This window comes from Shinella sp. JR1-6 (assembly GCF_004284735.1).
Classification (GTDB): Bacteria; Pseudomonadota; Alphaproteobacteria; order Rhizobiales; family Rhizobiaceae; genus Shinella.
On sequence record NZ_SHMI01000010.1, the window covers coordinates 13,933 to 37,798 of the forward strand.

25 protein-coding genes and 1 riboswitch are annotated in these 23,866 nt (G+C 62.3%); of the genes, 2 read left to right on the plus strand and 23 right to left on the minus strand.

Annotated features, from left to right (window positions below; all coding sequences use genetic code 11):
* Positions 1-5 precede the first annotated feature (5 nt).
* From nrdF to nrdH, 4 genes are read right to left on the minus strand one after another with little or no spacing between them, the layout of a single operon-like run.
* Positions 6-995: a class 1b ribonucleoside-diphosphate reductase subunit beta gene (gene nrdF / locus EXZ48_RS18110; protein WP_130517461.1), complete on the minus strand. Its 990-nt coding sequence runs from the start codon at positions 993-995 to the stop codon at positions 6-8.
* A 14-nt stretch (positions 996-1,009) separates the two neighbouring features.
* Complete coding sequence (gene nrdE, locus EXZ48_RS18115) at positions 1,010-3,166, minus strand: class 1b ribonucleoside-diphosphate reductase subunit alpha (RefSeq protein ID WP_130517463.1); 2,157 nt, start codon at positions 3,164-3,166, stop codon at positions 1,010-1,012.
* Positions 3,154-3,549, minus strand: coding sequence for a class Ib ribonucleoside-diphosphate reductase assembly flavoprotein NrdI (gene nrdI, locus EXZ48_RS18120; protein WP_050745987.1), 396 nt, complete (start codon positions 3,547-3,549; stop codon positions 3,154-3,156). The genes nrdE and nrdI overlap by 13 nt, the downstream gene beginning before the upstream one ends.
* Positions 3,550-3,559: 10 nt before the next feature.
* Positions 3,560-3,781: a glutaredoxin-like protein NrdH gene (gene nrdH, locus EXZ48_RS18125; RefSeq protein WP_130517465.1), complete on the minus strand. Its 222-nt coding sequence runs from the start codon at positions 3,779-3,781 to the stop codon at positions 3,560-3,562.
* A 250-nt stretch (positions 3,782-4,031) separates the two neighbouring features.
* A riboswitch (cobalamin riboswitch) is annotated at positions 4,032-4,250 on the minus strand.
* A gap of 216 nt (positions 4,251-4,466) precedes the next feature.
* Between nrdH and EXZ48_RS18130 the strand changes: the two genes are divergently transcribed.
* Together EXZ48_RS18130 and EXZ48_RS18135 are read left to right on the plus strand one after the other, a co-directional pair.
* A complete protein-coding gene (locus EXZ48_RS18130; protein WP_024269913.1) occupies positions 4,467-4,670 on the plus strand; it encodes a cold-shock protein in 204 nt (67 codons plus the stop codon).
* Positions 4,671-4,766: 96 nt separating this feature from the next.
* Positions 4,767-5,978, plus strand: a complete 1,212-nt coding sequence (locus EXZ48_RS18135; RefSeq protein ID WP_050746051.1) for an MFS transporter — start codon at positions 4,767-4,769, stop codon at positions 5,976-5,978.
* A gap of 88 nt (positions 5,979-6,066) precedes the next feature.
* Here the strand turns inward: EXZ48_RS18135 and cls are convergent, their stop codons facing one another.
* From cls to EXZ48_RS18225, 19 genes are all read right to left on the minus strand, one after another.
* Positions 6,067-7,488, minus strand: a complete 1,422-nt coding sequence (gene cls / locus EXZ48_RS18140) for a cardiolipin synthase (protein ID WP_130517467.1) — start codon at positions 7,486-7,488, stop codon at positions 6,067-6,069.
* Positions 7,485-7,907, minus strand: coding sequence for a hypothetical protein (locus EXZ48_RS18145; RefSeq protein ID WP_130517469.1), 423 nt, complete (start codon positions 7,905-7,907; stop codon positions 7,485-7,487). The genes cls and EXZ48_RS18145 overlap by 4 nt, the downstream gene beginning before the upstream one ends.
* A 46-nt stretch (positions 7,908-7,953) precedes the next feature.
* The gene (locus EXZ48_RS18150; protein WP_130517471.1) at positions 7,954-8,553 is read right to left on the minus strand and encodes a Maf family protein; all 600 of its coding nucleotides are present in this window, start codon (positions 8,551-8,553) and stop codon (positions 7,954-7,956) included.
* Between the two features lie 59 nt (positions 8,554-8,612).
* Positions 8,613-9,413, minus strand: a complete 801-nt coding sequence (locus EXZ48_RS18155) for a family 1 encapsulin nanocompartment shell protein (RefSeq protein ID WP_130517473.1) — start codon at positions 9,411-9,413, stop codon at positions 8,613-8,615.
* Positions 9,406-10,458 (minus strand): Dyp-type peroxidase, encoded by a 1,053-nt coding sequence (locus tag EXZ48_RS18160; protein WP_130517475.1) that lies wholly within the window; start codon positions 10,456-10,458, stop codon positions 9,406-9,408. The genes EXZ48_RS18155 and EXZ48_RS18160 overlap by 8 nt, the downstream gene beginning before the upstream one ends.
* Positions 10,459-10,523: 65 nt before the next feature.
* Positions 10,524-10,778 (minus strand): DUF2171 domain-containing protein, encoded by a 255-nt coding sequence (locus tag EXZ48_RS18165; RefSeq protein WP_024269910.1) that lies wholly within the window; start codon positions 10,776-10,778, stop codon positions 10,524-10,526.
* Positions 10,779-10,804: 26 nt separating this feature from the next.
* Positions 10,805-10,936: a hypothetical protein gene (locus EXZ48_RS35795; protein ID WP_256363695.1), complete on the minus strand. Its 132-nt coding sequence runs from the start codon at positions 10,934-10,936 to the stop codon at positions 10,805-10,807.
* Between the two features lie 210 nt (positions 10,937-11,146).
* Complete coding sequence (locus EXZ48_RS18170) at positions 11,147-11,428, minus strand: chaperone modulator CbpM (RefSeq protein ID WP_023516772.1); 282 nt, start codon at positions 11,426-11,428, stop codon at positions 11,147-11,149.
* A gap of 2 nt (positions 11,429-11,430) precedes the next feature.
* Entirely contained in the window at positions 11,431-12,333 is a 903-nt protein-coding gene (locus EXZ48_RS18175) for a DnaJ C-terminal domain-containing protein (protein WP_130517477.1), read from the minus strand.
* A gap of 487 nt (positions 12,334-12,820) precedes the next feature.
* Positions 12,821-13,519, minus strand: coding sequence for an SDR family NAD(P)-dependent oxidoreductase (locus EXZ48_RS18180; RefSeq protein ID WP_050745979.1), 699 nt, complete (start codon positions 13,517-13,519; stop codon positions 12,821-12,823).
* 4 nt (positions 13,520-13,523) lie between these two features.
* Positions 13,524-14,978, minus strand: a complete 1,455-nt coding sequence (locus tag EXZ48_RS18185) for an NAD-dependent succinate-semialdehyde dehydrogenase (RefSeq protein WP_050745978.1) — start codon at positions 14,976-14,978, stop codon at positions 13,524-13,526.
* Positions 14,975-16,279 (minus strand): 4-aminobutyrate--2-oxoglutarate transaminase, encoded by a 1,305-nt coding sequence (gene gabT, locus EXZ48_RS18190; RefSeq protein WP_050745977.1) that lies wholly within the window; start codon positions 16,277-16,279, stop codon positions 14,975-14,977. The genes EXZ48_RS18185 and gabT overlap by 4 nt, the downstream gene beginning before the upstream one ends.
* A gap of 96 nt (positions 16,280-16,375) precedes the next feature.
* On the minus strand, positions 16,376-16,567 hold the full coding sequence (locus EXZ48_RS18195) for a hypothetical protein (protein ID WP_023513745.1): 192 nt from the start codon (positions 16,565-16,567) through the stop codon (positions 16,376-16,378).
* 4 nt (positions 16,568-16,571) lie between these two features.
* Entirely contained in the window at positions 16,572-18,269 is a 1,698-nt protein-coding gene (locus tag EXZ48_RS18200; protein ID WP_130517479.1) for a hydantoinase B/oxoprolinase family protein, read from the minus strand.
* 11 nt (positions 18,270-18,280) lie between these two features.
* Positions 18,281-20,311, minus strand: a complete 2,031-nt coding sequence (locus EXZ48_RS18205; RefSeq protein WP_130517481.1) for a hydantoinase/oxoprolinase family protein — start codon at positions 20,309-20,311, stop codon at positions 18,281-18,283.
* Positions 20,312-20,336: 25 nt separating this feature from the next.
* Entirely contained in the window at positions 20,337-21,041 is a 705-nt protein-coding gene (locus EXZ48_RS18210; RefSeq protein WP_050745974.1) for a GntR family transcriptional regulator, read from the minus strand.
* Positions 21,034-22,092 carry a branched-chain amino acid ABC transporter permease gene (locus EXZ48_RS18215; protein ID WP_245290214.1) on the minus strand — a complete coding sequence of 353 codons (1,059 nt, stop codon included), beginning with the start codon at positions 22,090-22,092 and terminating at the stop codon, positions 21,034-21,036. The genes EXZ48_RS18210 and EXZ48_RS18215 overlap by 8 nt, the downstream gene beginning before the upstream one ends.
* Positions 22,092-23,006: a branched-chain amino acid ABC transporter permease gene (locus tag EXZ48_RS18220; protein ID WP_023514949.1), complete on the minus strand. Its 915-nt coding sequence runs from the start codon at positions 23,004-23,006 to the stop codon at positions 22,092-22,094. Before EXZ48_RS18220 ends, EXZ48_RS18215 begins: the two co-directional genes overlap by 1 nt.
* Positions 23,007-23,018: 12 nt before the next feature.
* The gene (locus EXZ48_RS18225; protein WP_050745973.1) at positions 23,019-23,774 is read right to left on the minus strand and encodes an ABC transporter ATP-binding protein; all 756 of its coding nucleotides are present in this window, start codon (positions 23,772-23,774) and stop codon (positions 23,019-23,021) included.
* Positions 23,775-23,866 lie beyond the last annotated feature (92 nt).

The window sequence follows — 23,866 nt, forward strand, 5'->3', positions numbered from 1 at the left end:
CTCCTTTAGAAATCCCAGTCCTCATCTTCGGTGGCGACCGCCTTGCCGATGACGTAGGACGATCCGGAGCCGGAAAAGAAGTCGTGGTTCTCATCGGCATTCGGTGACAGCGCTGAGAGGATGGCCGGGTTCACCTTGCAGGCTTCCGGCGGAAAAAGTGCCTCGTATCCGAGGTTCATCAGGGCCTTGTTGGCGTTGTAGTGCAGGAACTTCTTCACATCCTCGGTGAGGCCGACGTCGTCATAGAGATCCTCGGTATATCGCGCCTCGTTGTCATAAAGTTCCAGGAGAAGATCAAAGGCGAAATCCTTGATCTCCTGCCGCTTTTCCATGCTCAGGCGCTCCAGTTCGCGCTGGAATTTGTAGCCGATGTAGTAACCGTGTACGGCCTCGTCACGGATGATGAGGCGGATCATGTCCGCCGTGTTGGTGAGCTTGGCGCGGCTCGACCAGTACATCGGAAGATAGAAGCCGGAATAGAACAGGAAACTTTCGAGCAAGACGCTGGCGACCTTCTTCTTCAAGGGGTCGCTCGTCGTATATTGTTCCATGATCAATGCGGATTTGCGTTGCAGGAACTCGTTTTCCTCCGACCAGCGATAGGCGTCATCGACGTCGGGCGTCAGGCAGAGCGTGGAGAAGATGGAGGAATAGGAGCGGGCATGCACAGCCTCCATGAAGGAAATGTTGGAAAGCACCGCCTCCTCATGCGGCGTGGCAGCATCCTCCATGAGCTTTACCGAACCGACACCGTTCTGGATTGTGTCGAGCAGCGTCAGACCGGTAAAAACGCGGATGGTGAGTTTCTGCTCTTGCGGCTTCAGCGTCGCCCAGGAGGGAATGTCGTTGGAGAGCGGCACCTTTTCCGGCAGCCAGAAATTACCGGTCAGGCGGTTCCAGACCTCGAGGTCCTTGTCGTCCTCGATGCGGTTCCAGTTGATGGCGCGGATGGCGGCGGCGGCCTTCGGCGCCTTGGTCTTCACTTGGATGTTCATTTGCTTCCCCGATCTCACAGCGCGCAGGAAACGCAGCCCTGCACTTCCGTGCCGGACAGCGCCATCTGGCGAAGGCGGATGTAGTAGATGGTCTTGATGCCCTTCTTCCAGGCGTAGATCTGCGCCCTGTTGATATCGCGGGTCGTCGCCGTGTCGCGGAAGAACAGCGTCAGCGATAGGCCCTGGTCGACATGCTGGGTGGCCGCCGCATAGGTGTCGATGATCTTCTCCGGGCCGATCTCGTAGGCGTCCTGGTAATAGTCGAGATTGTCGTTGTTCATGAAGGCGGCCGGGTAATAGACGCGGCCGATCTTGCCTTCCTTGCGGATCTCTATCTTCGAGATGATCGGGTGGATCGAGGACGTCGAGTGATTGATGTAGGAGATCGAGCCCGTCGGCGGCACGGCCTGGAGGTTCTGGTTGTAGAGGCCGCCGTCCATGACGGCCGCCTTCAGCTCAAGCCAGTCCTGCTGCGTGGGGATATGAATGCCCGCCTCTTCGAAAATGCCCCGCACCTTCTCCGTCACCGGCAACCATTCGGCTTCGGTATATTTGTCAAAGTATTCGCCCGAAGCGTATTTCGAGTTCTCGAATCCCTTGAAGCTAACGCCCTTTTCGACCGCCAGCCGGTTGGAGGCGCGGACGGCGTGATAGGTCACCGTGTAGAAATAGATGTTGGTGAAGTCGATGCCTTCCTCCGAGCCGTAGAAGATACGCTCGCGGGCGAGATAGCCGTGCAGGTTCATCTGGCCGAGGCCGATGGCGTGGCTATCGTCGTTGCCCTTCTCGACCGAGGGGACCGAGGAGATGTGGCTCATCTCGGAGACGGCGGTCAGCGCACGGATCGAGGTTTCGATCGTTCGTCCGAAATCCGGCGAGTCCATCGCAGCAGCAATGTTGAGCGAGCCGAGATTGCACGAAATGTCCTTGCCCATCCTGGCATAGGAAAGGTCGTCGTTAAATTCGCTCGCCTCACTTACCTGCAGGATCTCCGAGCAAAGATTGCTCATGGTGATGCGGCCGGCGATGGGGTTCGCGCGGTTCACCGTGTCCTCGAACATGATGTAGGGATAGCCGCTCTCGAACTGGATCTCGGCAAGGATCTGGAAAAAGTCGCGGGCCTTGATCTTCTTCTTGCGGATGCGGCCGTCCTCGACCATCTCGCGGTACTTCTCCGTCACCGAAATCTCGGTGAAGGCCACGCCGTAAACGCGTTCGATGTCATGCGGCGAGAACAGATACATGTCATCGTTGTTGCGAGCGAGCTCGAAGGTGATGTCGGGGATAACGACGCCGAGCGACAGGGTCTTGATGCGGATCTTCTCATCGGCATTCTCGCGCTTGGTGTCGAGGAAACGCAGGATGTCGGGATGATGGGCATGGAGATAGACCGCCCCCGCCCCCTGCCGCGCACCGAGCTGGTTGGCATAGGAGAAACTGTCCTCCAGCAGCTTCATGACAGGGATGACGCCCGACGACTGGTTCTCGATCTGCTTGATCGGCGCGCCCATCTCGCGAAGGTTGGTGAGGGAGAGCGCGACACCGCCGCCCCGCTTGGAAAGCTGGAGCGCCGAATTGATCGAGCGGCCAATGCTCTCCATGTTGTCCTCGATGCGCAACAGGAAGCACGAGACGAGCTCGCCGCGCTGTTTCTTGCCGGCATTGAGGAAGGTCGGCGTTGCCGGCTGGAAACGGCCGGAAATGATCTCATCGACGAGATCGCGGGCAAGCTGCTCGCTGCCGCGCGCCAGCGTCATCGCCACCATGCAGACGCGGTCCTCGTAGCGCTCAAGGTAGCGCTTTCCGTCGAAGGTCTTCAGCGTATAGGACGTGTAGTACTTGAACGCGCCGAGGAAGGTCGGGAATCGGAACTTCTTGTCATAGGCGTGGTCGAAGAGATCGCGTACGAAGTTGAAGGAATACTGGTCGAGCACTTCCTGCTCGTAGTACCCTTCGGTCACCAGATAATCGAGCTTTTCCCTGAGATTGTGGAAGAAGACCGTGTTCTGGTTGACGTGCTGGAGGAAGTATTGCTTTGCCGCCTGCCGGTCCTTGTCGAGCTGGATTTTTCCATCCTCATCGTAAAGGTTCAGCATCGCGTTCAGCGCATGATAGTCCAGCGCGGTGATTTCCGGCGTCTTCGTCGGTTTCTCGAGCGTCATCGTGTCCAAAATCGTTCCAGTCCCTGTCTGACGTTGTCGACGTCCTCATCCATGCCGAGAAGCTCGAAGCGGTAGAGATACGGCACACCGCACTTGGCGGAGATGACGTCGCCGGCGAGCCCGAAGGTCGCCCCGAAATTGCTGTTGCCCGCGGCAATCACGCCGCGAAGGTTCGCGCGGTTTTCCGCATCATTGAGGAAGCGGATCACCTGCTTGGGAACGGCGCCTTTGCCATCCTGGCCGCAATAGGTCGGCACGACGAGGACGAAGGGCGCGCGCGCCCTCAGCGCCTCGTCGGCGCGAAGGGGAATGCGGGAGGCCGGAAGGCCGAGCTTTTGCACGAAGCAATGGGTGTTTTCCGACCGGGAGGAGAAATAGACGAGCTCACCCATCGCCCCGCCCTCAGGCCAGTGCGCTGATCATATCAGGGCGGAAACCGGCCCAATGCTGCTCACCGGCAACGACGACGGGAACCTGACGGTAGCCGAGGCCCTGCACGAGCGCGAAGGCATCTGCATTCTCGGAGATATCGACGACACGGTAATCGATGCCGTGGCGGTCGAGCGCGCGGGTGGTCGCTGAGCATTGAACGCAAGCTGGCTTGGAGTAAACGGTGATCGGCATGGTTTCCTCATATTCTGGCGATTGGGCATGGAGGGGCGTTCGGTCATCCGCCGATGACCGTTCGTGAACTGAAAATAGATAGACGGCGGCCCTCAAGGACGGCCGGAGCGGGGCGCCGCTTACTCGCGCGGAGGCACTGGAAACAAATTCGACATGACTTCACCCCGAAGCTATTCATACGGAGCATCTGGGGAGACGGCGGGGCGGCATCATTCCACAACCCATCGCTCGCCTGCCGGACACCCCGCCCGTGGACGTTCATGAACGAGGCAGGTCTCCTGGCTTGCGGGTCGCGGCATCCGTCCGCCTTCCCAAGGCATTTGCGCCTCAGTGGCTTTGTCGAACGTATGCTCGCCGCTTACAGTTGCGGGGGCAGCTCCGGATTGACGCAGCCATCATGGCCACACCGGATTCCCGTCTTAGCCTCCGACTCTCTCGAATCGGAGGAACCTTGAACACTAGATATGGTATAGGACGCAATTCCGCCGTCAACAGTTAGCTCGATCGCTCGGTTGCGAAACGCAAGTTATCCCCATGACGGATGGCGAAAGCCCTTCGTCGCGAGCACTTTTCCAAGCCTAGATTTCCACAGACACCATTCCAGCGTGAATAAGCGGTTGCCGGACCAGCGTACGACGAATAAGCTCCTGCTGCGGCAAGGTGCCGCTCGATCACTGAGGATACCATGGCTACCGGAACGGTTAAGTTTTTCAATCAGGACAAGGGCTTCGGCTTCATCACCCCCGACAATGGCGGAGCAGACGTGTTTGTTCACATATCTGCGGTACAGTCCGGCGGCCCGCTGCGGGATGGCGCAAAGGTCAGCTACGACATCGGCCAGGATCGCAAGACCGGCAAATCGAAGGCTGAAAACGTTCAAACGCTCTAAGAGCGCGCGCTATTCGATGACGACCTCGGATGCGTATGGTTCATGGACGTCGCCACGGCGTTCGACCACCGCATCCGAACGGTCTCGAATGCAGATATGACCGTCGCCATCCGCACGCCCACGACGCAGCCGAGGACGCACCTCGCAGTTCTTGTGGTTTTGGGGCTAACCCATCTCCTCAACGATCTGATGCAGTCGCTGATTCCGGCTGCCTACCCAATCCTGAAGGATGCGTACGCGCTCGATTTCGTGCAAATCGGCCTGATCACCATGACCTTCCAGATTGCCGGATCGCTGCTGCAGCCGGTCATCGGCATGGTGACCGACAAGCACCCCGCACCCTATTCGCCTGTCGTGGGCATGATGTTCACCCTTTCCGGACTCGTGAGTCTCGCATTCGCCCACAGCTATGCGATAATTCTTGTCTCGGTGGCGCTGATCGGCATCGGATCATCCATATTCCACCCTGAGGCGACCCGTATGGCGCGCTATGCGGCCGGCGGCCGGCAGGGGTTGGCCCAGGGTCTCTTCCAGGTTGGCGGTCAGGCCGGAGGCGCGCTCGGCCCGGTCTTTGCAGCATTGATCATCGTGCCGTTGGGGCAGCCGAGCCTCGCCTGGTTCGCTGCCCTTGCCTTGCTCGCCATGACGCTTCTGGCCTGGATCGGCAGCAAACAGCGCCAGATCAGTGCCGAGTTCGCGGCAATGCGGATAGGTGTAAAGAAGGCGGGCGGAGCGGCACGCCATGCGCCCGCGACGATCGCCATCGGCCTCGTCGTCCTCACGGCACTCATGTTCACCAAGAACGCCTACGGCGAGAGCTTCAAGTCGTTCTACATCTTCTATCTCATGGAGAGGTTCGGCCTTTCCATCCCGGCGGCGCAGATGATGCTGTTCATCTTCCTGCTCGCCTCGGCCGTCGGCGCGCTTGTCGGCGGCATCGTCGGCGACCGCATCGGGCGCTACCGCATCATCTGGATTTCTGTCCTCGGGCCGCTTCCTCTGACACTGATGCTGCCTTATGCTGATCTGTTCTGGACGGGCGTGCTGACAGTGATGATCAACCTGATCATGGCCAGTGCCTTCGCATCGATCCTGATCTATGCAATCGAGCTGCTGCCACATCGCATCGGGTTGATCGGAGGACTGTTTTACGGCCTGAACTTCGGACTTGGCGGTATCGCCGCTGCCCTCCTCGGGATTTTGGCCGACCGCTATGGCGTCGAAACGGTCTATGCCATCTGCTCGTTCCTGCCGCTCGCAGGGCTCCTCGCCTGGTTCCTGCCGAAGATCGAGGAAGGCGGGGCCTAGCGACCTGAAGCGCTTGTCACAACCGCTCCGGAAACCGGAGGACGGCAATACCGCCGAAAGGGCGACGAGACACACATCTCCACCGAGGCTATAAAACGGGTCCGACGATGGCGAGGCCGTTGTTCCTCAGGCGCTTCCAGACAGACCAGCGTCCCACCTCCTCCGGCAGGATCTGCCGGCATCGCGCGAGATAGGCTTCCTGCCGGGCACGCAAGGTTGTTGTCAGGTCGACATCTTCGAGAAGGATGTTGTTCTCGTAGTTGAGATCGAAGCTGCGCCGGTCCATATTCGCCGAGCCGATCAGCGAGATGGCGCCATCCATGGTCAGGGTCTTGGCATGGAGCAGCCCGGCCTCGTACTCGAAAATCGTCACGCCTGCTTGGAGAAGGTCGAGATAATAGCTGCGGCTTGCCGCCGCGACGGCGAAGTCATCATTGCGCGCGGGAAAGATGATGGTCGTCTCGACACCCCGGTTGGCGCAGGCGCAAAGTGCGGCCTGCATGGCAGCATCCGGTACGTAGTAGGGTGTCGTTACGAAGAGCGAACGCTTTGCGGCATAGATCAAAGTCTCGAACATTTCCGGCATCGCGGAATTTCGGAATGTGGGGCCGGTGGCGACCACCTGGGCGGTAAAACCAGGTTTCGTATCCACCATCTGCTTGCGTAGGAGGTGCCCGATGTCGCCGCCGCCATTGCCCATCCAGTCGCTGGCGAAAAGATGCTGGTTCTGCCGTACCACCGGCCCTTCGAAACGCATCAGCACATCGACCCAGGGCGCGAATCTTGCTTTGGGCAGGAATTCGGGATCAGCGCAGTTCTGACTGCCGCAATAGGTGATGCGGTTGTCGATGACGGCGATCTTGCGGTGGTTGCGCAAGTCGATGCGGCCAGTGAGGGCGCGCAAAAGCGGATTGCCGATCACCAACGCCCGGCGGACCTCTACACCCGCTCCCGCCATATCGCGCCAGAGCGGGCCACGCACAAGCGCACGTGAGCCAAGATCATCGACGAGAACGCGACAGGCGACCCCGCGACGCGCCGCCCTTTGCACCGCCTCAGCGACCGCCGTGCCGTTACGGTCGGCGAGCCAGATGTAGAAGAGAAGGTGGACATGGTCGACCGCCGCATCGATATCCGCGACCAACGCTCTGATGGCGGCATCCGAGTCCTCCATCAGCCGGGCGCTGTTGCCTCCGGTTGGCGCATAGCCGCTGATCGAGCGCCCGACGGCAAAGAGCGCGGCGTGCTGGTTCTGCACCTGTGACGCCGACGGCCAGCCCGGCGCCGTCTCCGGAGGCGGCAGCTTACGGAAGGCGGCCTTCAGTCGCTCCACCCGCCTGCGACCGACATTCGTCTGCCCGACGAGAAGATAGACCAGCGCGCCGACATACGGGAGCAGCAGCACAAGGACGAGCCAGGCAGCACGCGATTCCGGTTGCCGATGCGGTCGCAAGAGGATGTGAACGGCCGCCGCCGCCACAACCACGATGTGCAAGACCATGAACATCATGCGGCGGAACCATAAAGGAGATCAAGCGCGGCGAGCACGATCAGAAGATAGGTCCCGTTGCCGTCGACATCCTCCTCCTCGGAAAGATCGAACCGCGCCCAGAGGTCGTCACGGTTCCCGGCTTTGTATTCGCTGATCACCATTTCAGCGATGGCACGAATTTTCGGAAACTGCGCCGGATCGAAATGCAGGCCCTCTCCATCGACGAACAGGCCCTGCTCCTGCAGAAAACCTGCCATCGGCATCGATGTTTCACTGAGATAGAAGAGAAGATCGTTCGCATTCAACGGCTGGTCTTGCGATTGGGGAACGAGCCCAACCTGTTCGACGAGCCTGCGCGCCCAGGATTGCATGTCGCGACTGAGGCGTTCGGATGTCACAACTGTCATTGAGATTCTCTCTCGCAAACGGCGCGGCAAGGGGTTGGTACCAGGGACTGGCCGCTCCGAATCGCACCGGGCTGCTTCAAAAATCGACGGCGCCGATCCGACGCAGTTCGGCAAGCAAGGGCAGCATCGGAACCCCGGCTGCGGTGAGGAAGTCGCCCTCGATCCTGTCGACGAGCTGGATCCCCTCTCCGTCGACCCGGCAGAGATTGGCGCTTTGCAGCCCATCCGCGCCGACTTGCGCCATGTAACGGCCGATAAAGCCGGGATCGAGCTTCAACAGTGTGATGCTCGCGACACCAGCATGGCGCCACAGCACCTGGCCATCCCGGGCCAACACGACGGCCACATGGATCTGGTGCGTCTTGCCGGAAAGCAGAAGAAGACGGCGTCGTGCTTCCTCCATGTTCGCAGGCACATGCAGGATCTCGTCATCCAGCGAGAAGACTTGTTCGCAACCGAGGAAGAGGAGGCCTGGTTGCCGTCCGCTTGCCTCCGTCGCCTTGGCCTCCGCCAGAACGAGGGCGACATCTTCGGCTGATGCGCCTGTTTCTTCCAGTGGTGCCTGCAGTGCACGATCATCGAGATCGGCTGCCATGACATCAACGGTGATCCCCGCATTGCCGAGCAACCGTCTGGCGAAAGTGTTTTCCGATGCCAGGAAAAGGGGCTTGTTCATTTCCAGGTCTCCCGTTTGTTGTCGTATTCCTGCCCGCCAGCGGGACGCTTATCGTTGCGTTACTCCGGCGAGAGCACCACGGCGGCCTCTGTTGTCAGCGTGCGGAAGGTAAAGCTCTCCTGGACGTAGAGATCGACGGTGATGGCGGAGTGGTTGAGATAGCCGATCGAGAAGTCCTGCCCGACGGTCAATTCGAAATCGCCGCCGCGCAGCGACAGGATAAGCCCACCTTCGATGGCCGGTGCCCAGATGATCCCTCCGTCGGCGATCCGCTCGATATGGTGGAAGACCGGGTAGCCGTCGTCGCTGCCACCGCTTGCGGCCATATAGGCATCACCACCGAGAACGAGCGCGTAAGGGCCTTCCACACCGGCAAGGCGAAGCTGGCCGACCGCCCGCGCCACCGCATCGGAATAGCGCTTCACGTTCGTGGGAAGTGGCTCGGCGGGATTGCTTGCGGCGGCGCGAATCCCCTCGATATCGGCGGCAGCGTAGCCGTCGAACACGGCCCGGTCCTCGGCATGGGCGATTTTGCGCATGGCTTCCTTGACGGGCGACCAGTCGCTGTCGAGCGCGCCGCGCTCCACATCGTCGATGGCGCTGCGCGAGAGCTGAAAGGGGACACGAAGCTCGACCAGCGCCTTGACCTCGCGCTTCACCGACTGCACGCCTTCGGCCGGTGGCGTGACCGGCTCGACATGACCCGTGCCGACCGCCGAGAGGCCAAGCCCGGAAGGTCCAACCATGTCGACAACCCGGCGGGCGGCGAGATGGCGCTTCAGCGTACGTGTCGCCTCTTCCTCGATTGCGGCCCAGGCGGCCTCGGAAACCGGCGCAAGTTCACGGTGCAGGTTATTCATGGGAAGCCCCTTTCCTGAGAGAGCCGATGCCGAGCGATCCATCGCCGCGGGACGGTGATTGATCCGCTTCCAGCTGTACCTCAGCAGCAGGCACGGGTGCGGCATCTGGTGTCACCGCATCGAGGAACGAAGTGGAGGGAATGAAGAACAGCGTGCCCGTGACGGCACGGCTGAAATCGAGCAGCCTGTCGTAGTTGCCGGGTGGACGGCCGATGAACATGTTCTCCAGCATCATCTCGACCCGGCGCGGCGAGCGCGCATACCCGATGAAGTAGGTGCCGAACTCGCCCTTGCCGACATCACCGAAGGGCATGTTGTCGCGCAGGATTTCCAAGGGCTCGCCGTTCTCCTCGATCGACGTGAGAACATTGTGGGCATAGCTCGGCTTGGCGTCATCATCGAGCTCGATATCGGAGAGCTTCTCGCGGCCGATGATCCTTTCCTGATCGGCCACCGGCACGCGGTTCCACGCGGCGAGATCATGCAGATACTTCTGCACGATCACGTAGCTTCCACCGGCAAAATCCGGGTCTTCCGCACCAATGATGGTGGCGGCGACGGCAGCCGCGTCAACAGGATTTTCCGTGCCGTCGACGAATCCTATAAGGTCGCGGTCGTCGAAATAGCGGAAGCCGTGAACCTCGTCCTCCGGGACGACGAAGCCCTTCAGCCGGTTCATCACTTGGGTTGCCAGTTCAAAACAGAGATCCATGCGTGCGGCGCGGATATGAAAGAGCAGGTCGCCGGGCGTGGCTACGGCATGATGCCGTCCACGGATTTCACGAAAGGGATGCAGATCTTTCGGACGAGGTGCACCGAACAGCCGGCCCCAGGCATCCGAGCCGATGCCGAGCACACAGGAAAGCCCGCCTTCAAGGTCACGAAAGCCAACGGTGCGCAGAAGGCCCGAGAGATCGGCGCAGAGCTGGCGCACGGCGCTTTCGGCCTCACGGCCCGGTTCGAGGGTCACGACAAGAAAGATTGCCGCCTTTGTCAGGCGTGTGGCGACCGGTTGCGGGACGACGGAGGAAAGGGCTGCATCCATGCGAAATCCATTCGGCAAGGGCTGAAGACGGGCGTGACCGGAGAAAAAGGCCGCCCTTGAACTGGTCAGAGGTCGACTGGGCGGCCGGATTTCTCCTCTTCCAATGTCACCGCGATATCGGCATTGGCCGCCAGCCGCACCTTGTCGCCCTCGACACCCGCCACGAAACCCATCTCGATAAAGTGGTGGTGGCCCTCGTGGCGACCAAAGCTATCGCTCTTCTTGAGCTTGATACGGTTGCCTTCCACACGGTCGACAGTCCCGACGTGCACGCCGTCCGCGCCGATCACTTCCATGTCTTCCTTGACCTTGTCGCTCATGTCCTTCTCCTTTGCTTTGACGCCAATCAGACCACGACGAACTCATCCTGAAGGTAAGGCCGCTCCCGATAGCAAAGATACGCACGGTAGAGCGTGCCACCGAGAAGCATCAATTCTGCCAGTGGATCTGGTACATAGCGCTGGATCGCCTGTTTCAAAGGGGCACCCCTGACGGAATCCCATCCCTCTCCACCAGCCCGTCGCAGCTGGCGCCCAGGCCCGATCGCGCGCTCCTCCAGCACTTCGGGGCAAGGCATGCAAACTGGATATCGGCGACACCATTCCGGCCGAAAAAGCACCCGCGCCATCCTTGCCGGCGATGAAGATTGCCGCCTGCGCCGACATGGCCAGACCTGCGCGCTTCACCGTCAGACGTCCGGCTTGCCCATTTCGCGCCGCAGCTCATCGAGGGCCCGGCGCATGCCGTGCAGCTGGTCCATGAGATGCAGGATCACGTCGATGCCCGCATCGTTCGCACCGATGCCCGACTGTAGTTCGCCGATCAGCCGTGCGCGAGCGACATCGATTTCCCGGAAGCACGGGCCTGATGGTGTCTTCTCCGGCACCAGCCACTCCTGCTCGATCCAAAGTTCCAGAACCGTCACCTGGAGGCCGGAGGTTTTCAGGAATTCCTCTCTGGTCATGACCATGGTCAGCCCTCCTCACGCGGATTGAACGACTTGCCCTTTTCCCAGTTGGCAATGAAGGCTTCGAGCTCGGGATCAGGCGGGTTCGGCAGGACAACCTTCAGCTTGACGAACTGGTCGCCGAAGCCGCCGCCGCGTTTCGGTGCACCCTTGCCCTTCAGCCGGAGCCGCGAGCCGGTATTGGATCCTTTCGGCACGGCCATGACGACGGCGCCGGTGGCGGTCGGAACGCGTACGCGCCCACCAAGCACCGCTTCGCTCAGCGAGATGGGCAGTTCGATCGTGATATCGTCGCCATCGCGGGTAAAGCGGGGATCGGACAGGACCTCGACCTCGATCAAGGCATCGCCCGGACCGCCCGTGCCGAAACCCGGCGCACCCTTGCCCTTGAGCCGGATCGTCTGGCCGCTGACGAGGCCTGGCGAGATCTTCACGTCAAGCGTACTGCCGTCCGGCAGGGTGATGCGCCGGGTGGCGCCGGCGATGGAATCGGCGAACCCGATCTCAAGATGGTAGTGCCTGTCCTCGCCGGGGCGGTTCGCCCGAGCCTTCTGGCCACGGCGAAGAAGATCGGCAAAGATGTCGTCGCCGTCCATAAAGTCGGCATAGCCGGAAGCATCCGCGTAGGGATGCTCAGCCTGGGCGCCGGCGTAATCACGGTAGTAGCTCTGGCGCGGAGGTCGCTCGGCGCCGGAGGCATCGATCTCGCCGGCATCGAAGCGCTTGCGCTTGTCGGTGTCGCCGAGGAGATCGTAGGCGCCGGCGACCTCCTTGAATTTTTCCTCCGCCGCCTTGTCACCCGGATTAAGGTCCGGGTGCAGCTTCTTGGCAAGCTTGCGGTAGGTACTCTGTATCTCGGCCGCCGTCGCAGTGGACGACACACCGAGAACCTCATACGGATTTTTCACGACTGGCTCCGGACATCATTGAACGACACTACCTATATTAGGCCTGTGTTGGATTCCGGCAACGCGGCAACGTAACCATGCTGCCGGATTTCTTAGAGCGCTCTGGCTTGCCGTCGTCATCGGGATTTTTACGAACGCGGCGCCTACCGTGCCACCCTTGGTTCCCGCAGAGGCAGCCGCACTTGGCAATTGCAGTGTATTGTCGTCCGCCGTGGTGCTTCGAACGGCGATTGGGATCTCGGCTGAGCCGTTCTTCGGGCATCCATGATTTCAATATTCGCTGGCGTAGGGTTCAAGCCGAAAAAGCCTGTGGGCCCACCGCTCCTTGCAGCCTTTTCTTCCAGGAGCTTCCGCTACAAACCGTTGCGGATCCCGTAGGCGACCCCGCCCGCCACCCACGGCAAAGGCAAATCACCTGGCAAGATCTCCAGCGAAGAACCCAACTCTCAGGTCGTGCAAACGCGCAGGATCCGCCTCTCGGAACTTGCTACCAAGCCACGATCTTGTTGTTGAAATCGACAAAATGTACCCCGCCCGTGCCTGCGCGAGCGACCAGGGTCTCGACGATACCAGCCGAACTGGTTTCGATGTCCAAAGGCGCAGCGTCGCCACCCATATCGGTGCGCACCCAGCCGGGCGAAACGGCAAGATAGGTCCGGCCATCGGCGTGGCGGGCGGCAAAGCTCTTCATCAACTGATTGAGGGCCGCCTTGCTGGCGCGGTAGATCTCCCAGGCGCCACCGGCATTGCCGCTGACGCTGCCCATGCTGGACGACATGGCGGCCACCACGCCTGCCGGTTTCACCTGATCGTGCAGTGCGGCGATGACGCGCAGCGGCGCGAGTGCATTGGTGAGCATCACGTCGACGAAGTCCTCGACGGGCGCATCCTCGACGGCTGCAGCCGGATCCCGGGCAATACCGGCATTCATGAAAAGCGCGTCCAGCACTCGCCCGTCGAGTTCGCGTCGCACCCGCGCGATATCGTCGGCGACCATGATATCGAGCATCAGGATCGACAACCGATCCCCGGCCGCCAACGCATCGAGCGCCAAGCGACCGCGAGCGTCGCGCACGGTCGCAACGACGTCCCAGCCCTTGGCAAGAAAGGCTTTCGCCAAGCCCAACCCAAGGCCGCGCGAGGCTCCGACGATCAATGCGACCTTGCGATCCGCTACTTCCGACATCTGGCTATGCCCTCTTCAGCCCGCCAAAGCAGGCATATTTCAGCTCCACATATTCCTCGATACCATATTTGGAGCCTTCGCGACCAAAACCGCTTTCCTTGATACCGCCGAAGGGAGCGAGTTCGGTGGAGATCAGGCCTTCGTTGATGCCGACCATGCCGAATTGCAGCTCTTCGAGCACATGCCAGATGCGGTTGACGTCGCGCGCGTAGAAATACGCCATCAGGCCGTAGCGCGTGTCGTTGGCGAGGCGGATGACTTCGGCTTCGTCCTTGAAGCGGAAGACCGGGGCGACCGGGCCGAAAGCTTCTTCCTGCGCGAGCCGCATCGAGGCCTGCATGCCGCTCAGCACCGTCGGCTCGAACCAGGTGCCGCCGAGTGCATGCGGCTTGCCGCCGGTTTCGACATGGGCGCCATGGCCAACGGCGTCACCGATCAGTTCCGCCACCTTCGTGACGGCCTTGGTATTGATCAGCGGGCCCTGCACCACCTCCGGCGCAGCACCGTCTCCGACCTTCAGCTTCGCGACTTCTTCCGTCAGCTTCGCCACGAAGGCATCATGGATACCGTCCTGCACATAGATGCGGTTGGTGCAGACGCAAGTCTGGCCGGAATTGCGGAACTTTGACGCGATGGCGCCGGCAACGGCGAGGTCAAGGTCGGCGTCGTCGAAGACGATGAAGGGCGCATTGCCGCCGAGCTCCAGCGACAGCTTTTTCAGCGTGTCAGAGCACTGCCGCATCAACAACTTGCCGACGGCGGTTGAACCGGTGAAGGAGAGTTTTCGGATGACCGGATGCTCGCAGAGCAGGCGGCCGATGCCGGCGGCGTCCTTCGACGGCACGATGTTGAGCACGCCGGCGGGAATGCCGGCCTGCCGGGCAAGCTCGACTATCGCGAGCGCTGTCAGCGGCGTTTCCTCGGAGGGTTTGACGACCATGGTGCAGCCGGCGGCAAGCGCTGCCGCCGCCTTGCGGGTGATCATCGCCAGCGGAAAATTCCAGGGCGTAATGGCGGCGCAGACACCGATCGGCTGTTTCAGCACGACAAAACGCCGGTCGCGCCCGGCCGACGGGATGACGTCGCCATAGACGCGTTTCGCCTCTTCGGAAAACCAGTCGACGAAGGAGGCGCCGAAAGCCACCTCGCCCCGCGCCTCATAGAGCGGCTTGCCCTGCTCGGCGGTGATCAGCCGGGCAAGGTCTTCCGTATGGACGGTGATCAGGTCGAACCAGGCGCGCAGCAGCTTGGCCCGTTCTTTGGCCGGGCGCTCACGCCAGTCCACCTGCGCGCGTTCGGCGGCAAGGATCGCGCGCTCGACGTCGGCAGCAGCGAGATCGGCGACGCGGGCGAGAACCTCCCCCGTCGCCGGATTGCGCACTTCGAAGGTCGCGCCCCCATCCGCACCCACCCACTCACCATCGATGAAGGCGCGGTCATGCAGCAGCGCGAGCGTCATTGCCCGGCCTCCACCTTTTCCAGCGCCGCCCGCAGGCTGTCCTTCAGGATGGCGATGCCTTCGTCGAGATGGTCGAAGGGGATCGTCAGCGGTGTCAGCACGCGCACGACATTGCCGTGTACCCCACAGGAAAGCAGCAGCAGGCCCTTTTCGGCGGCGGTATGCGTGATGGCCTTCACCAGCTCCGGCCAGGGCTGGCGCGTCTCGCGATCGCGCACGAACTCGATCGCCACCATGGCGCCAAGGGCGCGCACCTCGCCGATGCAGGCAAACTCGTTGCCCTCCTGCCAGTCTTCGAAGACCGCCTTCAGCCGGCTGCCGACCTCGTTGGCGCGGTCGATTAGTTTCTCCTCCTCGATGATCTCCATCACGGCGAGCGAGGCCGCGCAGGAGAGCGGATTGCCGGCGAAGGTGGAGCCGACACCGCCCATCGGGATCTTGTCCATGATGTCGGCGCGGCCGGTGACGGCGGCGATCGGAAACCCGCCGCCGAGCCCCTTCGCCATGGTGACGATATCGGCGGCAACGCCGGCATGTTCCATCGCGAACATTTTGCCGGTGCGGGCAAAACCCGTCTGGATTTCATCGGCGATCAGCAGGATGCCGTGTTTGTCGCAGATTTCGCGCAGCGTGCGCAGGAAGGTGACGGGCGCCGGATAGAAACCGCCCTCGCCCTGCACCGGCTCAACGAAAATGCCGGCAACGCGGGTCGGATCGACCTCGGAGCGGAAGAAGCGATCAAGGGCCGTCAGCGATTCCTGCTCGGAAATGCCGTGATAGGGAATCGGGAACGGCAGGTGGAAGACGTCAGGCACCAGCGGACCGAAGCCGGCCTTGTAGGGCGTGGTCTTGCCGGTCAGCGTCATCGCCATCAGCGTGCGGCCGTGGAAGGCGCCGGAAAAGGCCACGAAGGCCGAGCGGCCGGTCGCGGCGCGGGCGATCTTGGCAGCGTTCTCGATGGCTTCAGCGCCGGTGGAGACGAGAAACGTCTTCTTCGGGAAATCGCCCGGCACCAGGTCGTTCAGCTTCTCGCAGACCGCGACATAATCGATATAGGGCGTGGTCTGGAACGAGGTGTGCGTGACCTTGTCGAGCTGGTTGCGCACACGCTCGACCACCTTCGGATGGCGGTGGCCGGTGTTGTTGACGGCGATGCCGGCGGCAAAGTCTATGTAGCGCTTGCCCTCGACGTCCCACAGTTCGGCGTTCTCCGCCTTCTCGATATAGACGTCGAGATGTTTCGACAGGCCAGCCGGAATAGCGGCAGCGCGCCGCGCCGTGAAGGCAGCGTTCGTGGACATGGATGTCTCCTTGGACAGTTTGTTATGGCGCGGCGCTATCGCGGCGCTTCAAGTTGGCCGGCCCCATTCTCTCGGACGGGGCCGGCGCATCAATTCCTAGACGGCCGCCTTGGCGCGGCGGGCGTCCCGGGCAAGCTTCCAGTCGACGCATTCCTCGGAGCAATAAATGCTCCCGTCATGCACCTTCTTGCGGGCGGAATCCTCGGCCGAGGCCTCGTAGATCAGCACGCCGCAATTGGCGCATTTCGTGTAGCTTTCGATGTAAAGTCCGTTCAGCGAAAACTTCATGGTCTCAGGCCTCCTGGTAACCGTAGTGTTTCTGGGCGGCCGCCTTGGAGACGTAGCCCTCGCGGACATCCTCTGCGACCGCTGCTAGATCGCGCTTTGCCGGTTCGCCGTAGCCGCCGCCGCCGGGGGTGACGAGCCGCACGCGGTCGCCGCGGCGGATCGAGACGTTGGAATAGCGGCTGGTCGAGGCCTTGCCGTAGGCCTCGCGCATCGTCTGCCAGTCCTCGCGACCGTTCTTCATGACCAGCGTCGCGCCGACGCCGCCTTCCGTGCCGCCGTTCAGGCCCCAGGGGGCGAGCAGGTGGCGGTCGGTCATCTGCGAGCAGATGATCTCGTCGTTGAGGCACAGCATCTGCTTGGAATAACCGACGCCGCCGCGGTATTCGCCGGCACCGCCGGCATCGACGTTGAAGGCGAGGCTTTCGATGCGCCAGGGGAAGCGCGTCTCGTAGACTTCGACCGGCGTGATGCGGCAATTGCCGTTGATCGAGTCGACGCCGTCATTGCCATCCGCAAAGGCACGCCCGCCCCATCCGACCGCTTCGAGATCGTAGCAGGCGAAATACTCGCCCGTATCGGCATCGACGCCGCCGAAGACGAAGTTGCAGTGCGTCGCCCCTTCCGCCGCCATCACCCGGTTGGGCACGGCCGGCGCCATGGCGCCGAGGATCGTGCCGACGATGCGCGGATGCGTTTCGGTGTTGCCACCGACTTCCGGTGCCGGGAAATCGACATTGACGATGGTGCCGGGCGGCGCCATCACGCGGATCGGCCGGAAGCAGCCGGAGTTGCGCGGGATGGTCGGGTCGGTCATGTGCAGCACGGCGTTGTAGGCAGCCGAGGTGGCGACGCCGAGCGTGGCGTTGATCGGGCCGGAGGCCTGCGGCGAGGAGCCGTGATAGTCGACGATGATCTCGCCGCCGCGCTTGTGCACTTCCACGGCGACCGTGTAGGTGCGGTCGGCATCGATGCCGTCGCTCTCGATCGTATCCGAGAAGGCGTAGATGCCGTCGGGGATCGCCTCCAGCTCTGCGCGCATGCGGCGTTCCGAATAGAGCAGCAGATCGTTGACGGTCTCCTTGATCTTCTCCTTGCCGTACTTCTTGTAGATTTGCGTCATCTGCTTTTCGCCAAGATCGACGGCGGCGATGAGGGCGCGCAGATCCCCGTAGTTGACGCGCGGCGTGCGCACGTTGGCGAGCAGCAGCTTCCAGACCTCGATATTGTCCTTGCCGCGCTTCTTGATCTTTACCGGGGGAATGCGAAGTCCTTCCTGGAAGATTTCCGTCGCCTCGCCGCAAAAGCCGCCGGGCGCCATGCCACCGACCTCGGCGATATGGCCGATCGCCACTGCAAAGCCCATGATCTCGCCATCGACGAAGATCGGCTTGAAGAAGGTGTGCTCCGGCGTGTGCAGGCCGCCGCGATAGGGGTCGTTGTGCAGGATGACGTCGCCCTCCTCGATCTCGCCGATCGGGATTTCCTTGAGGCACGACTTGACGAGCAGCGGCATGCCGCCGATCTGCGCCGGGCAATAGTCGGCGACGGCGATCATGTCGCCGTTCATGTCCGCAAGGCCGCAGGTGAAATCGAGCGCCTCGTTGAAGATCGTCGAATAGGACGTCTTCATCAGCACGATCCCCATCTCCTTGCAGAGCGAGACCATGCTGGATTCCAGGATGTTCATCGTAACGAAGTCCATAACGGTACTCCTCAGGCCGAAATGATCAGATTGCCGAGCCGGTCAACGCGGAGCGTCTGTTTCGGCTGCAGGATGGTGACGGAGGCGTTTTCCTCGACAATGGCGGGACCGGTGACAGTCTGGCCCTGCTTGAAGGTGCCGCGGTCGTAGGTCTTCACCTCGTGCCAGCCGTCCTCGAAGCGCACCTTGCGGCTGCCGGAAGAGGCAGGCGAGCCCTCGCCCTTTTCGAGCTCCCGCATCTGCGGCTTTTCGGAAACGGCAACGGCCACGACCTTGAGATTGACCGTCTCGATGGTTTCACCGGGGATGGAGAAGCCGAAGCGGTTCTGGTGCTCCTCGTGGAAGCGTTCCCAAAGGCTTGCAATGGTTTCTTCGGTGAACTGGTTGGCCGGAAAACTCAGTTCCAGCTCGTGGTTCTGGCCGAAATAGCGGGCCTCGATGGAACGGTAGATCTCCACCTTCTGCTGGTAGCCCTGGGAAACCAGCTCGGCGATCGCGCCATCCACCAGCTCCGTCATTGCCGCCGTGGCGCGGGCACCGTCGAAATATTTCGAGATCTGCTGCACGGTGCGATGCCGGTCGACGCGGGCATCGGTCATGATGAAACCGAAGGCCGAGAACTGGCCGGGATAGTTCGGCACGATGCCCTGCGGAATGCCGGAAATATCCATCAGGTCGCAGATATGCACCGGACCCGCGCCGCCCGAGGCGACGAGCGAGAAGTCGCGCGGATCGAGACCGCGCTGGAGGAGGACGGCACGCAGCGCGCCCAGCATGTTGTTGTTGGCGATCTGCACCATGGCGAAGGCCGCCGCATCGACCTCGAGGCCGAGCTGGTCGGCGATCTTCTTGACCGCGCGATGTGCCGCCTCGGCATCGAGCTTCATCTTGCCGCCGAGGAAGTAGTCCGGGTTGATGCGGCCGAGCACGACGTTCGCATCGGTCACGGTGGCATTCTCGCCGCCGCGGCCGTAGCAGGCGGGTCCCGGTGCGGCGCCGGCCGATTGCGGGCCCATGCGCAGCATGCCGCCCTTGTCGATCCAGGCAATCGAGCCGCCGCCGGCGCCGATCGTGTGGATGTCGATCATCGGGATCTGGATCGGCAGGCCCCATTCGATCTCGAAATTGGTCGTCACATGCTCCATGCCGTCGACGACGGTCGAGCAATCGGTCGAAGTGCCGCCCATGTCGAAGGTGACGAGGTTCTTGATGCCTGTCAGTTCGGAGAGAACGCGGGTGGCGACGACCGCGCCGGTCGGGCCGGACAGCGTCATCTGCACCGGCGCTTCGGCGGCACCCTTCAGAGTGGACTCACCGCCGTTCGACTTGATCACGCCGATCCTGTCGCCGATGCCGATGGCGTCGAGGCGTTTCTGCATGCGGTGGAAATTGTCGGAGACGATGGGCTTCAGGTAGGCGTCGGCGATGGTGGTGGAGGCGCGGTCGTACTCCTTCCACTTCGGCAGCACGTCATAGGAGATCGAGATCGGCATGCCCGGCAGGTCTTCGGCAAGGATATCGCGGATGCGCTGCTCGTGGCTCGGGTCGATATAGGAGAACAGCGTGCAGATGGCGATGGCTTCGATCGTGCCGTCCGCCTTGATCGTCGCGGCGAGTTCGCGGACAGCGGCTTCATCGAGCGGCGTGACCAGCTCGCCCTTGGCGCTGAAACGCCCGCCGATCTCGTAGGTGTCGGCGCGCTTCATCAGCGGCTTGGTCTTGATCCAGGTAATGTCGTAGTGGCTGCGGCGGTCGCCGCGCTGGATGAAGGGAACATCGCGAAAACCTGTCGTGGTGACATAGGCGACCTTGGCGCCGCGGCGCGTCAGGAGTGCGTTGGTGGCGATCGTCGTGCCGAGGCGGATCTTGTCGACACTGGCGACGTCTTCCACCTGCCCGAGGCCCTGGAGCACGCCTTCGATCGGTTCGGAGGGCGTCGTCAGGTTCTTCCAGTTTTCGATTGTGCCCGTCGCCGCATCGTAGGAGACGAAGTCGGTGAACGTCCCCCCGATGTCGATGCCGATGATTTTGTTGTCAGGCATTGTTCCCTCTTTTCTCATGGATGGATCAGGACGAGCGGGGTTTTTCCCGCTCGTAAGCTTCAAGCAGATGGCGCCAGGAATCGCGGATGTGATCGCGGATGGCGTCCATCGCCTTTTCGGGATTGCGGCTGCGCAGCGCCTCGACGACCGGCCAGTGATCGACCGCCGCCGCCATCTGGCTCTCGAACTGGCGCTCGGCGATGGTGATCAGCATCTGCACTTCGGCCTGGATGTTGGTAAAGGCGTGCAGCGTCTGGCGGTTCTTCGAGAGCTTGCAGATCTCGAGATGGAAGGCGAGGTCGTTTTCGACGAGGGCGATTTCGTCATTCGTGTTGGCCGCCGCAATCATGGCGTCGACGAAGCCGGCGATGCGGTTGATGTCGGCATCCGTCATCTGCGGCAGCGCCTGCTCCACGGCAAAACGCTCGACCACGACGCGGAAGGAAAAGATCTCGTCGATATCGTTGCGCAGGAAGGTGCGCACGAAGGTACCCTTGCGGGGGACCGCGACGAGCAGGCCGCGCTCTTCCAGCCGGCGGATCGCCTCGCGGATGGGATTGCGGCTGATACCGAGCTGGCGGGCCAGCTCCGCCTCGTTGATGCGTTGGCCGGGCTGAAGACGACCGAAGATCAGTTCGCGCACGAGAAAGGTCGAAACCTGGTCGGAGAGCATGCGGTTGTCGATGATGCCGACCGGTTCGTCCGTATTGAAGAGGAGGTTGTTAGCCATTGATGAGCCCTTTCTCGCGTTTTTCCTGCCCCGGCAGGGTCATTTCTCGCCCTGCCATGATTCCGTCTTTGCGGAAGACCAGTATCAACAGCATAAAGGCCGCGATGATAAGCTCCTGCGTGCCCGCCGGCAGCGACCACTGCTCGCCGCCGATCGAAATCCCGCCTTCAAGCCGACGAAAGATATCGACCATCGCCGTGATGACGACGACGCCGACCACTGCGCCGGCCAGGCTACCCATGCCGCCGACGATGAGCATGGCGAGCGCCAGGAAGGTGAAGCTCAGGAAGAAACTGTTGATCGAGACAGTTCCGAGATAGTGGGCCTGCAACACCCCGCCGAGGCCGACGAGGAAGCCGGACAGCGTGAAGGCGATCAGCCGCGACCAGTAGAGCGATATGCCGGCGGCGGCGGCCGCGACCTCATCTTCGCGCGTCGCCCGGATGGCGAGGCCAAAGGCGGAGACCTGGTAGAGGTAGGCGATGACGATGGCGACGACGGCGCAGCCGAGCGCCAGCCAGGCCGTGACATAGGTCGGCAGGCCGACGATCGAAGCAGACCCCATCGTGACGCTGTCCCAGTTGGAATAGACGACGTTCAGGATGAACAGCACGGCGAGCGTGGAGATCGAGGCGGCGAGGCCGGTGAGCCGCATGATGACGAGGCCGGTGAGGAAGGCGGCACCGCCGGCAAGCAGCACCGAGACCACGGCGGACGGCAGGAGCGGAATGCTCTGGTCGCGCAGGAACGGCGGCAGACCGGACATGGTGATGGGCTTCAGCATCTCGCAGCACGTCTGCCACGCCGAGGCATAGGCGGCGATCGCCATGAAGGTGGCGTGGCCGAAGGAGATGATGCCGGAATTGCCGACGAAGACGTAGAGCCCGACGACGATGACAATGCTGATCAGCATTTCGATGACGGTGCGCTGGATGGAGAGGCCCCCGAACTGGCCTGTCACCACCACGATGATCGCAAGCGGTAAGACGAGGGCAAGCACCGGAAACCAGAAGCGGCCGATCGTTGCGAAGGACATGGTATCGCTCTTCATTACACGCGCTCCTTCGCGGCGCTGGTGACGATCAGGCCCTGCGGGCGCACGAGGAGGATCAGGATGACCATCATGAACACGCCTGCATCACGGAAGGGGCGCAGATCGGCCGGGAGATAGGTTTGCAGGAGCACGCTGGCGACGCCGACAAGGAACCCGCCGAGTGCCGCGCCCGGCAAGGAGCCCATGCCGCCGATGACGGTGGCGAAGAAGGCGTAGACGACGGGCATCAGGCCCATGCGCAAGTCGAGCGTGCCCGTCTGGATCGTCAGGAGCAGCGAGACGGCGCCGCCGAGCAGGCCGGAAATGGCGAAGGCAAGTGCGATCACCCGGTTTGCCGGCATGCCGAGCAGGCGGGCCATCTGGAAATTTTCCGCCGCCGCCCGCATCTGGATGCCGAGCGGCGTCTTCTTGAGGAAGAGCACGAGCGCGACGAGCAGGCCGGCGGTGACGACCATGGTGAGGAGCTGGATGCCAGGAACGCGCACGCCGCCAATCTCCACCGCATTGGCCAAGCCCTGCCCGATGCCGACCGATTTCGGCCGGCCGGTGTGGATGAGCATGACGAGGTTCTGCAGGAAATAGCTGACGGCGAAGGAGGAGATCAGCAGCGTCGACGGATTGGAATTGCGCAACGGCCGGAAGGCGACGCGCTCGGTGAGGAGCGCCAGCACGACGACCACGAACAGCACACCTCCGATCATCAGCGCTGCGGGCAGCGCACCAAGCAGCAGCGGCGGTGTGACGCTCGCCGTCGGCACGACCAGCGCATAGGCGCCGATGGTGATGTAGTCGGCCTGGGCGAAATTGACGAGCCGCATGACGCCGAAGACGAGGCCGATCGCCAGGGCGACGAGGGCATAGAGGCTGCCCAGCGCGATGGCATCGACGAGAACCTGAACGATATTGGCCATGGCGTCCTGTTCCTAGATCGCAAGCGTGCTGTCTGTCGCCTTCTCGCCCAGATAGGCGCGGCGGACGGCGGGGTTTTTCTGGATGTCCTGGGGCGAGCCCTCGGCGAGGCTCTGGCCGCCGTCGAGCACATGGATGCGCTGGCACACGCCCATGATCACCTTCATATTGTGTTCGATCAGCAGCACGCCGCAGCCGAAGCGCGCCGGCAGCTCGGCAATCACCTCCATCAGCGCCTCGCATTCCGCGTCGTTCATGCCGGAGGCCGGCTCGTCGAGCAGCGCGAAGGACGGCTGCAAGGCGAGCGCCCGGGCGATGCTGACACGGCGCTCATCGCCATAGGAAAGGCTGTCGCAGCGGTGCTCGGCCTTTTTCGCAAGGCCCATCCAGTCGAGGATTTCGCGCGCCCGCTCTAGGGCCGCCTTGCGTGAAAGCCCGCTGCCGATCGCGGCGACCGAAAGGTTCTGCTCCACCGTCATCGCCCGAAAGAGACGCGCCGCCTGGAAACTGCGGCCGACGCCGGCCTGGGCGATCTTGCGGGCGGTGAGCTTGGAAACGTCGATGCCGTCGAGGCTGATGCTGCCGCTGGTCGGGCGCTGGAAGCCGCTCAGGACATTGACCATGGTCGTCTTGCCGGCGCCGTTCGGGCCGATCAGGCCGAGCACTTCGCCGCGCCGGATCTCCAGGTCGACCCCGCTCAAGGCCCGGATGCCGCCAAAGGCGACGGCAACGCCGCGGGCTTCCAGCCGTTCTTTCGATGGACGTGACATATCGGGCGAGACCTATTCGTAAGCTCGGCTATGAATTTGCTTGGAGATTTTGGTGCCGTCGGCTGCACCGCCATGCAGCCGACGGATCGCTG